The sequence below is a fragment of the Paenibacillus aurantius genome, from assembly GCF_032268605.1.
GTDB lineage: Bacteria > Bacillota > Bacilli > Paenibacillales > NBRC-103111 > Paenibacillus_AO > Paenibacillus_AO aurantius.
Genome location: NZ_CP130318.1, coordinates 989,745 through 1,003,760 on the forward strand (window position 1 = coordinate 989,745; position 14,016 = coordinate 1,003,760).

The following is a 14,016-nucleotide window of genomic DNA, read 5'->3' on the forward strand; positions in this document are numbered from 1 at the left end:
TCAGGACGCGCGGTGCCGCCGTCCTTTTTTTCTTTTTTCGTTCCTTTAGGGTAGAATGGAGGCAACGATAAAGATTGGAGTGGGACTATTGAGCAGCGAAGAAGTGGTTTTGACCCCGGAAGGGCTGGCGAAGCTCGAGGAAGAGCTGGAGGAGTTGAAGGGACCGAAGCGCCGGGAGCTGGCCGAGCGCCTCAAGGTGGCGATCAGCTACGGAGACTTGAAGGAGAACAGCGAATACCATTCGGCCAAGGAAGACCAGGCCCATATGGAAACGCGCGTTCTGATATTGGAGCGGATGATCCGAAACGCCCGTGTGGTGGACGCCGGCAGCCGGAATACCGACCAGGTGGGAGTGGGCTCCGTCGTGCTCCTGAACGACATCGAATTTGCGGAGAAGATCGAATACCGGCTCGTGGGGCCGGCGGAAGCGAACGTGGCCGAGAATCTGATTTCTTATGAAAGCCCGCTTGGCAAAGAGCTCATGGGCAAAAAAGTGGGAGACAACATAAGCGTCAACGCCCCGATGGGGGTTCTAAAGTACGAGCTTCTCGAAATCAAGCCAGGGTAGAGCCCGAAAGGGGAAACGCGATGAGAACGAAAGCGGTGCTCTTTGATTTTGACGGAACGCTGGCGGATACGCTTCCGGTTATCTTCCATGCATTTCAGACGGTTTTTCGCCGGCATGACCGCCGCGAGGTGTCGCCGGATGAAATCATCGGCATGTTCGGACCCCCGGAGGAAGGGATTCTCCGGAAGGAGCTTTCGCATTGCGGCAGCCTGGAGGAGGCCGTGAAGGAATTTTATCACCTCTATGAGGAGAATCATACCCGGCTGGTCCGGCCGAGCGGGGACATTCGGGACCTGCTGGCGTTTCTCCGGGACCGTTCTTACCGGACGGCGGTCATCACCGGGAAAGGCCGCCGGACGTTCGAAATTTCCGCGCGGGAGCTCGGACTGTCGGATGCCTTCGACGTGACGATCACCGGCAATGACGTGGAGAAGGCGAAGCCGGACCCGGAGGGCATCCTTCGGGCGCTCGATGAGCTCGGGGCGGCGAAGGAAGAGGCTGTCTTCCTCGGAGACAGCGATGCCGATATCGCGGCGGGGAAGGCCGCTGGACTGAGAACCTACGGCGTGCTGTGGCTCCCCACCACGCAGGCATCCGAGTTCCGGGAGAAGCCGGATGCGGTATTCCGCCGGACGGCTCAGCTGCGCGAGCTGCTGGAGGGGGAAGCCGGCTAGATAGGAAGGGGGAGGCTGCCGGTAGGGGGCCGTGTCGGGCGATACTCGGGCGGCTTCCCCATAAGGCTTCGGGCGATGTTCGGCTTCTTGCCGCAGGGCAGTGCCCGTGTGGGGGGTTCCTCCCGCCTTCCGGACCTAGTGCCTGGCCCGGTAATTTGGTTGGTGAGAATGCTTGCGTATGCGCACGACAATCGATAAGGAAGCCGTCTTCCGTTGCAGTTAAGGCACTGGATAGATAAGGAATACAAAACCGCAGGGTCTTTGGAAGACCGCTGCGGTTTCTTTGTGCTGGGGAGGCAGGGGGTGAGCTGCCCGGCATTGTTTGGTAGCGAAACACCTTCCATAGTGTTACTCCAGGATATCCCCCGAAAATAGAGGAACTTCAGTTTCTTATTGCCCGGAAAAGGAACAATTCTCCGGATATAGAGGAACTACCGTTCGCTATTCCGCGGGTTAACGGGCTTCCTGGCCTGTTTGCCCTCCAATAGAGGAACAAAGTTCCTCTCCTTACCGGGAAGCAGCTCCAGGAGAGGGGGTAGCGGATCAAAGTTCCTCTATTTGTTCGGTTACGAATAAGACACTAGCTCAGCGTGGTATTGCGGGCTGCTGCCGAATGACCCGCCACCGCCCGGCGGCCGCTGACCGAGATCCATTGGCGGACAGAGACGACGATCAGCGCTCCGGCAAAGGCTTTGACCGCGTCGCCGATCAGGTAAGGATAGCAGCCGGCGACCATGGCCTTCTGGAAGGTCATGTGGTACGTGTGGGCGAGCCACGGAACCCCGGTGACATAAAGCATCAGGGAGCCGAACACCTCGAGCGTCAGGAAGGTCAGAACAATCTGCTTGGTACGGCCCCCTCGGATTCGGGGGGCGATCATCCCTATGAACAGGGCGGCAAAGGGATAGGCCCATATGTATCCTCCCGTCGGACCGAGAACAAGCGCCAAACCTCCCGAGCCGTGAAGCAAGGGCAGCCCGATGGCCGTAAGGACGACGACCGTCCCTATGCTGAACAGCCCGTAACGGGCACCGAGAAGGGCGCCGGTGAGCATAATGGCGAAGTTCTCCAGTGTGATCGGCACCGGGGAGAAGCCCAGGTGAATGTTGACGAAGCTGAGGACGACGAGCAGGGCGGCAAACATGGCGCTGAGCGTAATTCCCCTGACCGTAAAGCCCGATGTTTTCATTGCAAAAGCTCCTCTCATTTGTTAACCTGTTTCTGAATAATCTGGTTGACAATTCGGATTGTAGCATATCGGCTGCGGGTCGGCCAGAGGGGATCGGAAATTTTTTGCCGGGAAGTAGGAGAGGCGGGGATCTCCGCGGGGGAGAAGGACAGGAAGGGATCCCAGCGCTGAGAAGGAGAGGTCCGGGCAAGCGGATTTGCCTTAACGGAACAATCTGAGTAGAGATTTTTATCACGCGGGGGAAAGAGAGGCGGGGACACCTTGAAGGGGGTTGAATGGGGGTTGGAACCGGAATTTGAACTGAGGGGACTATCGGTGGAATACGAGAAAGCGGACCAGGCGGAAGGGGCCGGGACGGAGACGGTCCTTCAATCGATCGACCTTCAGATCCGGCCCGGCCAATGGCTTGGTGTGGCAGGGCCAAACGGAAGCGGGAAGAGTACGCTCGGGCTCGTCTTGGCCGGATTGTCGGGCTATAGCTCGGGGATCCGGGAGCCGGGCTGGACGGAGGGGCGCCGCATCGGGATGGTGATGCAGAACCCCGAATCCCAAATCGTTGGGGAAACGGTTTGGGAGGATGTCTGCTTCGGGCTGGAGTGGCTCGAGCTGGAGACCGCGGAGCGGAAGGCGAGAGCGGCCGCAGCCTTGGAGCGGGTCGGCCTGACCGCGAAGAAAGAGGAGAAGGTCGAGCGGCTGTCCGGCGGCCAGAAGCAACTGCTGGCCATCGCCGGCAGCCTGGCGGCCGGCAGCCCGATGATCGTCTTCGACGAGGCGACGGCGATGCTCGATCCCGTTTCAAGGGAACGGGTGTGGAAGGCGGCGAAGGACCTGACGCAGGAAGGCACGGCCGTCGTATGGATTACCCAATGGATGGAGGAGCTCGCCGGGAGCGGCGCGATGCTTGCTCTGGAGAAGGGAAGGGTTATTTATTCCGGTACTCCTTCCGGCTTCTTCTATGGCAAAGAGGATGAAGATGCACCTTCGGAGAAAACCCCGTGTGAGCAGCTGGGCTTTACGGCTCCCTATCCGGTGCGGCTAGTCCAGGAGCTGATGCGCCAGGGATTCCGGCTCAGTTCAAGGCCGCTTACGGTGGAAGAAGCCGTTCGGGCGGTGGAGGCGATCCGATGACCATCCAGTTGACGGATATCCGTATCCTTCCAGCCGGCGGCTTCGGAAGGAACATGCTGGACGGAGTGTCCGCCGAATTCTCTGCCGGAGAGCTGACGCTGGTCGCCGGTCCTTCCGGGGCGGGCAAATCGACATTGCTTGATGTCGCTTCCGGTCTCCGCAAGCCCCATGAAGGAAGCGTCCGATTCGAGGGAGAGGCCCTGTGGAGCCGGAGAAGGCCGGCAGGGCCTCCCATGAAGGCGGCCTTCGTGTTTCAGTATGCCGAGCATCAGCTTTTTGCCCGCACGGTCCGGGAGGAGTTCACCTATTCCCTTAAGCCGTACCGGCTTACCCGGGAGGAGGGGGAGCGTCGGATTGTGCGGGCGCTGGAGGCGGTGGAGCTGCCGCAAGCGTTTCTCGACCGCAGCCCGTTCTCATTGAGCGGGGGAGAGAAGCGCCGGGTGGCGCTCGGAACGGCGTTCTCCGTGGAGCCCGACTGGCTGTTCCTTGACGAGCCGAGCGCGGGCCTCGATCCGGAAGCGTCGGGACTGCTGACCGAGTATCTCGCCCGGTTCAAAGCCGGGGGAGGCGGCATCGTCGTCGCGGCTCACGATCTGGACCCGTACCTGCCGTTGGCGGACCGTGTCCTGCTCTTAAACGGCGGCCGGCTGGCCGCCGCGGTGAGCGGCGAAGAGCTGGGCCGCCGGCCGCAGCTGCTCGCGGAGGCGGGCCTTGCGGTGCCCGAGTCCCTCCAGCTTGCGGATAGACTCCGCGGGCTGGGCTGGGACGTGCCCGCGGGGCAGCCGCTTGCGCCGGAGCAGCTGGCGGCGGAGCTGGCCGGGCAGGTACGCCTGCGCTGGGCCGCGGAGCCCGGCGGCTCGCCAGCGGCCGACATGCCCGCAGCCGCCTACGCCGCCACCGCCTCGGCCTCCGCCATCGCCGGCGCGCCGCATGGCGCCCCCGTCCCGTCCGCCGGCTCAGCCGCTGCCGGGCAAAAGCCGGCCGCCGAGCCGTCCAGCCCCAGCGCCGCCCGCGGCCTTACGGCCGCCGACCCGCGGGCCCTGTGGGCCGGGTGCCTGCTGCTCTCGGCGGGCATCTTCAGCCAGAGCTCCACGGCGGCGCTGGCGCTGTCGATCGCGGTGACGGCCGGCGTCACGGCTTACAGCGGGGTGCCCGTTCGGTCGCTGAAGCCCGCGGTTCGGCCGTTCCTGCTTCTCATGGCGTTCTCGGTGGCCATTTCGGGAGCGAGAATCGCCTTTCCGGCGGGATTTCCCGGCTTGCCGGCGATCGGCTTCTCCGTGCCGGACGCCCTGCTGACCCTTCGCCAGTTCGTCAAGCTGCTGTGCGTCCTGGTGCTCGGCATGCTCCTTCCGCTGCTGGCCGGGCCGATCCGGATGAAGCAGGGCCTGGAGCAGGGGCTGGCCGGCCTCTCCCGGCTGAAGCTTCCCGTTGAAGCGGTTGCTTTGACGGCGTCCCTTCTTTTCCGGTTCATTCCGCTGATCCTGGCGGAGCTGGAGCGGTTCTCCCGGATTGCCAGAGCGCGGGGGCGTTCCGGGGCCCGTCCGGGCTCCCTTAGGGCAAGGGACCTGCCCGCCGTGCTCATCCCGCTTCTCGTCTCCCTGTTTAAATCGGCCGAGGACTTTGCCCTCGCCCTGGAGATGAGGGGATATGACCGTCTCGGTCCGCGCCGGTCGCTGCGCGAGCCCCTGCGGTTCTCCCGCAGAGACTATCGTTTGATCGCTGTAAGCTTGTTGGGGTTTGTAGTCCTGATTGGGGCCGGACGCCTTTAGTCCGGTCTTTTTGTCGTGGCGGAAGGATGGCTGATTTCCCACAAAGGGTTTTCACGGGAACGAATGTTTGGTATTCTGATAGGAACCCATAGACCGGAACGGAACGTCCGGAGATTTTTTTAAGGAGTTGTCTTATGAAAGCCATTGAACTTGTCGTCCTCAACCTGGAAGAAGTCCGCCGCCGAAGCGAAAAGGTCTGGAGAAGCCTTCCCGCCGACCGGCTGGATTGGAAGCCCGATGAGGAGGCCTTGAGCATAAAGGAGATGATTCGGCATGTGCTCGACAGTGAGCGCTATTATCATCTTGCTCTTCTTAACCGGGGAAGCCTGACTTCTTATGAGTCTCCGTATGAGGGGAGGGAGTTCACGACGGTGGAAGAGGAATTGACGTTTGCCCGGCCTTGGCGGGAGGCGTTCCTGACCACCGTTAAGTCCTTCCGCGAGGAAGACCTGTCGGCGATTCGTATCGACCGGAGCGATGCCGGGTACGTTCGGACGCTTGGGGATATGCTGCTCCGCATCGCCTATCATGAATCCGTTCATACGGGACAGCTGCTGGATTATATGCGGACGGCCGGCGTGCCGCGTCCCCGGGTCTGGGATTGACCCGCAGCCCTTTCCCTTCAGTAGACCTTCCTAACGTTGATCCGGGACTTCCGTCCCAAATCGTCTTCTGTCTGCTCCGGCCGCCGCATACCTATAGAGAAAGACTTGTCTAAGCCACTTTATGGCTCCCGCCGCTCTCTTTCCTGTTAGAGGAGGGGGCGATTGGGTAAAATGGTAATATTGTTCTGGGATTCTGCCTCTTTTGTTGTCATTTCCCTGAGCTCGAGAGTAGAGTAATATAGAGAGCTGTTCCCGTTTAACTATCACTTTTTTCATGGGAAATCCCGATTATAAAGGTAAAGAGACCCATGCAGTCCCCTTCGGGCCATCCGAAGCCAAGGGCTCCTTTGCAGCCAAAGCAGGTGCAGGTTCCATCTTAAGGATACGCTGCCTTGTGGAGAATCGAAATTTCAGTGAATCGGAGTGAGGCAGATGGCGGTTCAGCAGACAGAGGACATCAGGCGGACTTTCGGAGATCCCCGCGTAACCGACGGGATTTCCGTATGGGAGGACGCTTTTGACAGCCGGTTTTACTATGATGGTGACGATCTGGGCCTGACCTGGTCGGAGGAAAGCTCCCTGTTTAAGGTGTGGGCTCCTACCTCGGAGGAAGCCCGGCTTGTTCTATATTCCGGTTGGGACGGGCCGGCCGAACGGGAGCTGCCCATGACCCGCGGGGAAGCAGGTACGTGGTCGGTTGAGGTGCCCGGCAACCTGGAGGGCCGTTTCTATACGTATAAAGTAAGCGTCGGGGGAGAATGGCGGGAAGCGGTCGATCCCTATGCCCGGGCGGTCAGCGTGAACGGCGGGCGGGGGGCGGTCATCGACCTGCGCCAAACCGACCCGGAAGGTTGGGGGGAGACTCCGCGGCCTCCTTTTGCCCACCCGGTGGATGCGGTGATCTATGAACTGCACGTCCGCGATGCCTCCATTCATCCGGAAAGCGGAATTCGGGACAAAGGGAAGTTTATCGGACTGTGCGAGACGGGCACCCGGGGACCGCAAGGGATTCCCACCGGGCTTGATCATATCATCGACCTGGGGGTCACGCATGTTCAGCTTCTTCCGGTAAACGATTACAGCGAAGAGAGTGTGGATGAAACAAGCGGGGAGCCCCAGTTCAACTGGGGATACGACCCCGTTCATTATAACGTGCCGGAGGGGTCCTATTCGACGGATCCTTATGACCCTTACGTCCGGATACGCGAACTCAAGAAGCTCGTGATGACCCTCCATCAGAAAGGACTCCGGGTTATTCAGGATGTCGTTTACAATCATGTCTTCGATATCCGCACCGCTCATTTGGAAGCGCTTGTTCCAGGGTATTATTTCCGCCGCCGGGAGGACGGGATTCCCTATAACGGCTCCCACTGCGGCAACGAGACGGCGTCCGAGCGCCCGATGATGCGCAAGTTCATCCTGGACTCGGTGCTCTACTGGGCGAAGGAATACCGGGTGGACGGGTTCCGCTTCGACCTGATGGGGCTGCTCGACGTGGACACGATGAACGAGGTGCGCCGCTGTCTGGATAAGATAGACCCCTCGCTGCTTGTGCTCGGAGAAGGGTGGTACATGGATCAGAGCGGCCTTTCCGACGACCGGAGGGCCAACCAGTTTCACGCCCGCCGGATGCCGCGGATCGCCCAGTTCAACGACCAGCTGCGGGACAGTGTGAAAGGCAGCAATTTCTACGGAGAGGGAACCGGATTCGTGAGCGGCAGCGAGGGCTTGGATAACGAAGTCCGGAAAGGGATAGCCGGCTCGATTCCGTACAGCGAGAGCTTCCATTCCTTTCCCCAGGAGCCGGACCAGACGATCAACTATGTGGAATGCCACGACAACCTGACCCTGTGGGATAAGCTGCTCCGCAGCGGCGAGCCCTCGGGCGAGGTGCTCCGGCAGATGCACCGGCTGGCCTCGGCCATCGTCCTGACGAGCCAGGGCATTCCGTTCCTTCAGGCCGGACAGGAGTTCATGCGCACGAAGAGGGGACAGGAGAACAGCTACAACCTGCCGGATGAGATCAACCGGCTCGATTGGGAGCGCTGCGCCGAGCGGCGGCATGACGTTTGGTTCATGAAGGAGCTCATCGCCTTGAGAAAGGCCCATCCTGCCTTCCGGCTGAGAACAGCCGAGGAGATCAAGCGGCACCTCGTCTTCGAAGCGACGCCGCCGGACGTGATCGGCTTAACGCTCCGCCACCGCGCGAACGGCGATCCGGCCCGTCACCTCTACGTGCTGTACTCGGCCCGCCGGGACGAGACCGAGGTGCCGCTTCCCCGGCTCGGGCCGTGGAAGGCCATCTTCGGCAGCGAGTTTATCCGCCACCTGGATAACGGCCGGCTGAGGGCCGGAGGCATCGGCATGGTGGTTCTGGCGGTGGACGCGGAGTAAAACGGACGTGCGCACAAAAGGACCCGAGAGCGGCTTTTCCGGCCGTTTATCTCGGGTCCTTTTTACGTTTAAACGAAGAACGGAGAAATCCCGCCTGTCCGATACAGAAAACTTCCCGGCTGCCGTTCTTACAGACGGCCGGAGCCGCTGCCGGTGTCCGGGTCCTCTTCGGCCCCCGCCCCGTTAAGCAGATCCGTCCCGTGGACGACATCCTGGGGAGGAGCAACCGGGTCCACCGGACTGTTGTCGTCCGCGACGGCATCCGTTTCCGGTACGAGGTCCTCGTCGTTCAACCCGCTGTAAGGCGCGTTGTCTTCCCGGAGCCGGTCCTCCTCATAGGCCTGCCCGCGACTAACCCCTTCAGAAGTCTCCGCTGCGTTCCGGTGCCTTCTCAAATACTCATCGGCAGGCATCTCCTCGAACGAAGCCAAATCGCCTAAGTCTTTGTCCACCTCGGTTCCCTGGGAAGCGTCCTGCTCCACGGCATCGTCGTTCAGAATATCCGCGTTGACATCGGTCGCCAACGTTTCCTTCCGATACTCCGGCTGGTCAAAATTGTCGACCTCGCTGCTGTAATCCGTATTCCGGCGGGTGGAATCCAGCTCGGTTTGCACGGCGCTGTCATTCGGGGTAACGCCTCCGTAAATGCCGTAGCCCAATTTTCTATTTTCCAACGCATCCATCGACTGGTCTTTTCGGTCCGTCATGAGGTTCCTCTCCTTTGTGAGTGCTATTCTTCTTTTTACCCATCCGGGTGCCGGCGTAAACGAGAAGCCGGGATCCGCCCTGCCATCTGGACAACCGGTCCACTGCGAAAGCTGCGTCGAAAAAGTCCTTAAATGCCCCTCGGACATCCCCACTTGTCTAGTAATCTACAAATTAATCAACAAAATATAATTTGTAAATTTTTTCCTTAGAAATGCCGAAGCATTCATGTTAAACTTTGGATTGGATAAAAAATGAACGGCTCTCGCATAAGCGGATAAAGCCGTCCCAAAAGAAAGGTTGGACCGTCCATGACGAAAGTGAAAATCGGACTTATCGGTGCAGGCTCTATTTCGGAATCTCATCTCGACGCCTACAGCAAAAACGACCAGACGGCGGAGATTTACGCCATTTGCGACCTTAACGGAGAGCGGGCCCAGGCCAAGGCGGACAAATACGGGGCAACCCGGGTGTATACCGACTACCACGAGCTTCTTGCCGATTCCGAGGTGGAAGCTGTCAGCATCTGTACGTGGAACAATACCCACGCCGAAATCGCAATTGCCGCGCTTCGCGCCGGCAAGCATGTTCTGGTTGAGAAGCCTCTTTGCCGCACGGTAGAGGAAGCTCTTCAGGTGGAACAGGCCGTTAAAGAAAGCGGAAAAATCCTTCAGGTCGGCTTCGTCCGCCGTTACGACCGCAACGCGGAAGTGGTGCGCCAGTTCATCGACAGCGGAGAGCTTGGGGAAATCTACTACGCGAAAGCTTCCTGCCTGCGCAGACTGGGCAATCCGGGCGGCTGGTTCTCCGACATCGAGCGTTCCGGCGGCGGCCCTGTCATCGATCTGGGCGTACACGTCATCGACATCTGCTGGTATATGATGGGCCGTCCGAAGGTGGTCAGCGTCAGCGCCAATACATACAACAAGCTTGGCAACCGGGCGAATGTCAAAAATCTTTCGTTCTACAAAGCGGCCGACTACGACGCTTCGAAGAACACAGTCGAGGATCTGGCCAACGCCCTCATCCGTTTCGAGAACGGGGCTTCCCTGATGGTGGACGTCAGCTTCACGCTGCATGCCAAGCAGGACGAGCTGTCCGTCAAGCTGTACGGGGATAAGGGAGGGGTTGAGCTGGAGCCGAACATTCAGCTGGTCCTCGAGAAGCACGATACCATCCTTAACGTGACGCCGCAGACCGACAGCACTTCGTTTAATTTCCCAAGTGCGTTCCAGAACGAGATCCGGATGTTCCTTCACAGCGTTCAAAGCGGAGATACTCCGCGCAGCCCGGTTCAAGACGGCGTAGAAGTGATGAAGATGCTCTGCGGCATTTACGAGTCGGCCGCCAAAGGACAGGAAATCCGTTACTAAAGGAGAGAGGACAATGAAGCTTGGGTTAAGCTCGTACAGCCTCGTTAGAGCCATACAGTCGAATGAAATGACCGTTCTGGACGCGGTCGATTGGATCGCCGAGAACGGCGGGGAGCACCTGGAGCTGGTCCCTATGGGATACACGCTGACGGACAACCCGGACCTGATCGCGGCTCTCAAGAAAAAAGCCTCCGACGCCGGAATCGCCCTGTCCAACTATGCGATCGGCGCGAACTTCATCAAGGACACGAAGGAAGAATACGAGGCGGAGATCGCCCGAGTCATGAAGGAAGTGGACACGGCCGGAGCTCTCGGCTTGAAGCTGATGCGCCACGATGCGGGTTCGCACAGCGACACGTCCATGGCCATGTTCTTGAAGGAGCTGCCGCGTCTCGCGGAAGCATGCGCACGCGTCGCCGACCATGCCGCCCAATACGGCATCACGACAAGTGTGGAGAACCACGGGTACCTGGTTCAGGCCAGCGACCGGGTTCAGGCTCTTATTCAAGCGGTGGACCGTCCGAATTTCCGGACGACCCTGGATGTGGGCAATTTCATGTGCGCTGACGAGAATTCCGTCGCCGCCGTGAAGAAGAACATTCCTTTCGCTTCGATGGTGCACGTCAAGGACTTCTACCTGCGTCCTTCTTATGAGAACCCGGGCCAGGGCTGGTTCCGCACGACAAGCGGCAATTATTTGCGCGGGGCCATCGTCGGACACGGCGACATCGACATGCGGGAAGTGCTTCGCACCGTGAAGGCGTCCGGCTACGACGGCTACGTGTCCGTGGAATTCGAAGGCATGGAAGAATGCCGCACCGGCTCGAAGATCGGAATGGACAATGTCCGCCGGATCTGGGACGAAGTGTAGCGCGAATAAAAGAAAGGGAGCTCCTGAATTTCAGGGGCTCCCGCTTTTTTTAGGGTGGGGAAGCGTCCAGGCATCATTGGTTCATTCGCCTGAACGTAAAGCAAGGATGAGACCGGGTACCGCCCTCTAGCCGAACAGAACATCCAGGACCGTTCCGAGCTGGCCGCGGCTTTTGCCTTCAAGCACCCTCGGGTTGTACACCTCAACATAGCCGCAGTGGGAGCAGGAGACGAACAGGAAATGATTGTGCTGGATGTCGAACATTTTGCTCAGGCCGGTTCCCGTCATCGCCACTTCCTTGATCAGGCACTCGGCGTTCCCGCACTTGGTACACTTGAACCTTTCCTTGATGGCCGCTTCTACACTCATCGGGCATCCCTCCGTTACTTGGTCTTCCTTTCCATACGGAAAAGGAACGGCTTCGGTTCCCTTGAAAGGGCCTAGGAGAGCTCCAGCTCTTCCATTTCCCTGCTCCAGCGGCTGTGAATGGCGGTCAGCTCGTCCTCCAGCCTCATTTTCCCCTCGTCGAGGGTATGCCCTTCCGCCTCGTACCAGTCGAGCATCATACGGAGTCCGTCCCGTAAGGTCAGGGAAATCTGGAAATCCGGAATATCCCGTTTGATCTTCGCGTTGTCGAACAGGCCCGCGTAGCTCTTCTCGTAATGGAGATGGGCGAACAGGTCGGGATCGGCCTTCAGGAGCAGGTCGGTCGGGAGATGGACGATGACCGGCTCGGCACCGAGAATCTGCCCCCACTCCCCATACAGATCGTCCCATACCCGGTTCTCTTCGCTCGTGGCATGATACGCCTGGCCGTACGTTCTCTCGTTGCCGACGGCCCCCACGAAGGCTTTGGCCAGATCGGGCGCAAAGGTAAAGCTCCACGGCAGCCGGCCGTCCCCGAACATGACCAGTGGAAGGCCTTGGCGGATGCGGTGGACGATGTTGTAATTCTGTCTCAGCACGCCGAGATTGGCTCCTCCTACCCCGTAGGTCAGCGAAGGCCGGATGATGGTGACCGCCAGGTTCTCCTCGCGGATGCGGCTCTGCAGGTAGAGCTCCATCCGGGCCTTATCGTAAGCATAAGGAAAGGCGGGGTCGTCGAATAGCGCCTCCGCTTCCTCCTTCACGGGCGTGGTGCGGAAGGGCCGCTTGTACGCCGCCCCGGTGGAGCAGAAGATCAGCTGCGGGACGCGCCCGCGGAAGGTTTCCACCGTCAGGCGGGCATCCGGCTCGTTAAAGCTGATCATGTCGATGACGGCGTCGAAGCGGCGCCCGGCCATCTGCCGCTGAAACGTCTCCCCGTCCGCCTTGCTGCCGACGATCCATTCGTATTGGCCGGCGTCCGGCAAGCTTTTGGACCCCCGGTTGAAGACGGTTACCTCATGTCCGGCCGCTAACAGCTGCTGGGAAATTTGGCTGCTGATGACGCCGGTCCCTCCCAGGATCAACACTTTCATTAACCTGGCCCCCTCGTTTCATAGGATTGCAAACGTTTGCATACGTCTTTTTATTCTACCACGCAGCCCCTCATCCTTCCAGCGGGTGCCCCCGCAAGTTGAATTGCCGGCCCCGTCCGGTTTAGTATGGGAGGAGGAAGGCCACCCTGGTAGGACAGGGGTGGCGGCAGGGAGACCGTGCCGTCTGCTCGGCCACCCGCGAAAGAAAACCATAAGGAACGAGGCGGATCGAAGATGGAAGTAACGATTATGGACGCAAAGATGACGAAGGATGAGGAAAGCGGGTACGTGGGCCAGGTTGTGTTCCAGCTCCCCGGGGAGAGGAACGTATACGAGCTTACCCTCCAAAGCAAAAAAGCCCGCGATTGGGGCTACAGCCTGCATTTTGCCAAAGAGTCGGGCACCGAGGAAGAGCTGGAAGCGATGGAGGAAAGGCTGGAGGAAGACGACGAGCTGTTCGACCGGCTGGTCGGCGAGGCGATGAGCCGGCTGCAGGACTGACCGGCCTCTACGGCTGCAGGAGCACGGCGGGTCATCCTAAGGAAGCCGCTAGAGGCGGCTTCCTTCCGACAGGACGTAGACCTTCACGTTAGGCTTGACCCCGAAGTGCAGCGCTTCCTGGAGATCATTCATATATATATCGACGCGCTTGCCCTTGATGGCGCTTCCCGTATCCTCCGCTTGGCGGATGCCGATATTCTCGATATAAACGGTGGAGCCGAGCGGAATGACCGAAGGGTCGACCGCAATGGTCCGTCCCTCCTTCACCCGGCTTCCGGAATACGTGATGCCGTACGACGGGTCGGAGGGCCGCTTGCCCGTGGATTCGTAGCCGGCCGTGTAGGCGGTCAGCTTGGCGGACAGCACCTCGCGGACCGTCTGGTTACGCAGCGAGGGAATCTCCGCCGGCCCGGACGGAATCCGGATGCCTTGGCCGACCTGCAGCCGGGCCGGATTCAGCGAGCTGTTTACGGCCAGGAGATCGTCCACCGAGAGGCCGAATTCCGCCGATACCCGGTACAGCGTATCGCCGGGCCGGATGTGGTAGGTCAGGGCCGGTGCATCGTCTGCCCGTGCCGCCGGAGAACGGTCGTTCAGGACGGCAAAATAGTCGGCTGCTTCCGGCGCCGTGTCCGAATTGTCCGGATCGGTTATTTGAGGGAAGGCCGCCGCCTCGCCCGGCCGTCCGCATAAGAGAAGCAGCAGCAGGAGCAGCAGGCTTTTTCGGTTCGTCAATTCTATCAACCTCCAGGTTCTGGTTGGGATAGTCACTAGAATCT

At 60.0% G+C, this 14,016-nt stretch carries 14 protein-coding genes; 9 read left to right on the forward strand and 5 right to left on the reverse strand.

Annotated elements, in window-relative coordinates; translation table 11 throughout:
* Positions 1-88: 88 nt before the first annotated feature.
* Together greA and MJA45_RS04795 are read left to right on the forward strand one after the other, a co-directional pair.
* Complete coding sequence (gene greA / locus MJA45_RS04790) at positions 89-568, forward strand: transcription elongation factor GreA (protein ID WP_315606147.1); 480 nt, start codon at positions 89-91, stop codon at positions 566-568.
* Positions 569-588: 20 nt separating this feature from the next.
* Complete coding sequence (locus MJA45_RS04795) at positions 589-1,242, forward strand: HAD family hydrolase (protein WP_315606148.1); 654 nt, start codon at positions 589-591, stop codon at positions 1,240-1,242.
* 580 nt (positions 1,243-1,822) lie between these two features.
* Here the strand turns inward: MJA45_RS04795 and MJA45_RS04800 are convergent.
* On the reverse strand, positions 1,823-2,431 hold the full coding sequence (locus MJA45_RS04800) for a biotin transporter BioY (RefSeq protein WP_315606149.1): 609 nt from the start codon (positions 2,429-2,431) through the stop codon (positions 1,823-1,825).
* Positions 2,432-2,713: 282 nt separating this feature from the next.
* Here MJA45_RS04800 and MJA45_RS04805 point away from each other — a divergent pair, with 282 nt between their 5' ends.
* The 4 genes from MJA45_RS04805 to pulA all read left to right on the forward strand — a co-directional run bounded on the left by MJA45_RS04805 (position 2,714) and on the right by pulA (position 8,327).
* Positions 2,714-3,559, forward strand: coding sequence for an ATP-binding cassette domain-containing protein (locus tag MJA45_RS04805; RefSeq protein WP_315606150.1), 846 nt, complete (start codon positions 2,714-2,716; stop codon positions 3,557-3,559).
* Positions 3,556-5,328, forward strand: a complete 1,773-nt coding sequence (locus MJA45_RS04810; RefSeq protein WP_315606151.1) for an ATP-binding cassette domain-containing protein — start codon at positions 3,556-3,558, stop codon at positions 5,326-5,328. Before MJA45_RS04805 ends, MJA45_RS04810 begins: the two co-directional genes overlap by 4 nt.
* A 134-nt stretch (positions 5,329-5,462) precedes the next feature.
* Complete coding sequence (locus MJA45_RS04815; protein WP_315606152.1) at positions 5,463-5,933, forward strand: DinB family protein; 471 nt, start codon at positions 5,463-5,465, stop codon at positions 5,931-5,933.
* A 432-nt stretch (positions 5,934-6,365) separates the two neighbouring features.
* A complete protein-coding gene (gene pulA / locus MJA45_RS04820) occupies positions 6,366-8,327 on the forward strand; it encodes a type I pullulanase (RefSeq protein ID WP_315606153.1) in 1,962 nt (653 codons plus the stop codon).
* Positions 8,328-8,455: 128 nt separating this feature from the next.
* Here pulA and MJA45_RS04825 read toward each other — a convergent pair whose 3' ends face one another.
* Positions 8,456-9,034: a hypothetical protein gene (locus MJA45_RS04825; protein WP_315606154.1), complete on the reverse strand. Its 579-nt coding sequence runs from the start codon at positions 9,032-9,034 to the stop codon at positions 8,456-8,458.
* 309 nt (positions 9,035-9,343) lie between these two features.
* Here MJA45_RS04825 and MJA45_RS04830 point away from each other — a divergent pair, with 309 nt between their 5' ends.
* Together MJA45_RS04830 and MJA45_RS04835 are read left to right on the forward strand one after the other, a co-directional pair.
* Positions 9,344-10,405, forward strand: a complete 1,062-nt coding sequence (locus MJA45_RS04830) for a Gfo/Idh/MocA family protein (protein ID WP_315606155.1) — start codon at positions 9,344-9,346, stop codon at positions 10,403-10,405.
* Between the two features lie 13 nt (positions 10,406-10,418).
* Positions 10,419-11,276 carry a sugar phosphate isomerase/epimerase family protein gene (locus tag MJA45_RS04835; RefSeq protein WP_315606156.1) on the forward strand — a complete coding sequence of 286 codons (858 nt, stop codon included), beginning with the start codon at positions 10,419-10,421 and terminating at the stop codon, positions 11,274-11,276.
* 126 nt (positions 11,277-11,402) lie between these two features.
* Here MJA45_RS04835 and MJA45_RS04840 read toward each other — a convergent pair whose 3' ends face one another.
* Positions 11,403-11,645: a zinc ribbon domain-containing protein gene (locus MJA45_RS04840; RefSeq protein WP_315606157.1), complete on the reverse strand. Its 243-nt coding sequence runs from the start codon at positions 11,643-11,645 to the stop codon at positions 11,403-11,405.
* Positions 11,646-11,716: 71 nt separating this feature from the next.
* Complete coding sequence (locus MJA45_RS04845) at positions 11,717-12,736, reverse strand: NAD-dependent epimerase/dehydratase family protein (RefSeq protein ID WP_315606158.1); 1,020 nt, start codon at positions 12,734-12,736, stop codon at positions 11,717-11,719.
* 234 nt (positions 12,737-12,970) lie between these two features.
* On the opposite strand from MJA45_RS04845, the gene MJA45_RS04850 reads away from it, so the two are divergent.
* Positions 12,971-13,237 carry a hypothetical protein gene (locus MJA45_RS04850; RefSeq protein WP_315606159.1) on the forward strand — a complete coding sequence of 89 codons (267 nt, stop codon included), beginning with the start codon at positions 12,971-12,973 and terminating at the stop codon, positions 13,235-13,237.
* Positions 13,238-13,285: 48 nt separating this feature from the next.
* On the opposite strand, the gene MJA45_RS04855 is transcribed toward MJA45_RS04850, so the two are convergent.
* Positions 13,286-13,972 (reverse strand): 3D domain-containing protein, encoded by a 687-nt coding sequence (locus tag MJA45_RS04855; RefSeq protein WP_315606160.1) that lies wholly within the window; start codon positions 13,970-13,972, stop codon positions 13,286-13,288.
* Positions 13,973-14,016: the final 44 nt, after the last annotated feature.

What these genes read in the sequence shown, in the direction of transcription:
- MJA45_RS04795 (WP_315606148.1), top strand. Translation starts at nt 589, where the DNA reads ATGAGAACGAAAGCGGTGCTCTTTGATTTTGACGGAACGCTGGCGGAT.
- MJA45_RS04800 (WP_315606149.1), bottom strand. Translation starts at nt 2,431, where the DNA reads ATGAAAACATCGGGCTTTACGGTCAGGGGAATTACGCTCAGCGCCATG.
- MJA45_RS04810 (WP_315606151.1), top strand. Translation starts at nt 3,556, where the DNA reads ATGACCATCCAGTTGACGGATATCCGTATCCTTCCAGCCGGCGGCTTC.
- MJA45_RS04815 (WP_315606152.1), top strand. Translation starts at nt 5,463, where the DNA reads ATGAAAGCCATTGAACTTGTCGTCCTCAACCTGGAAGAAGTCCGCCGC.
- pulA (WP_315606153.1), top strand. Translation starts at nt 6,366, where the DNA reads ATGGCGGTTCAGCAGACAGAGGACATCAGGCGGACTTTCGGAGATCCC.
- MJA45_RS04825 (WP_315606154.1), bottom strand. Translation starts at nt 9,034, where the DNA reads ATGACGGACCGAAAAGACCAGTCGATGGATGCGTTGGAAAATAGAAAA.
- MJA45_RS04830 (WP_315606155.1), top strand. Translation starts at nt 9,344, where the DNA reads ATGACGAAAGTGAAAATCGGACTTATCGGTGCAGGCTCTATTTCGGAA.
- MJA45_RS04835 (WP_315606156.1), top strand. Translation starts at nt 10,419, where the DNA reads ATGAAGCTTGGGTTAAGCTCGTACAGCCTCGTTAGAGCCATACAGTCG.
- MJA45_RS04840 (WP_315606157.1), bottom strand. Translation starts at nt 11,645, where the DNA reads ATGAGTGTAGAAGCGGCCATCAAGGAAAGGTTCAAGTGTACCAAGTGC.
- MJA45_RS04845 (WP_315606158.1), bottom strand. Translation starts at nt 12,736, where the DNA reads ATGAAAGTGTTGATCCTGGGAGGGACCGGCGTCATCAGCAGCCAAATT.
- MJA45_RS04850 (WP_315606159.1), top strand. Translation starts at nt 12,971, where the DNA reads ATGGAAGTAACGATTATGGACGCAAAGATGACGAAGGATGAGGAAAGC.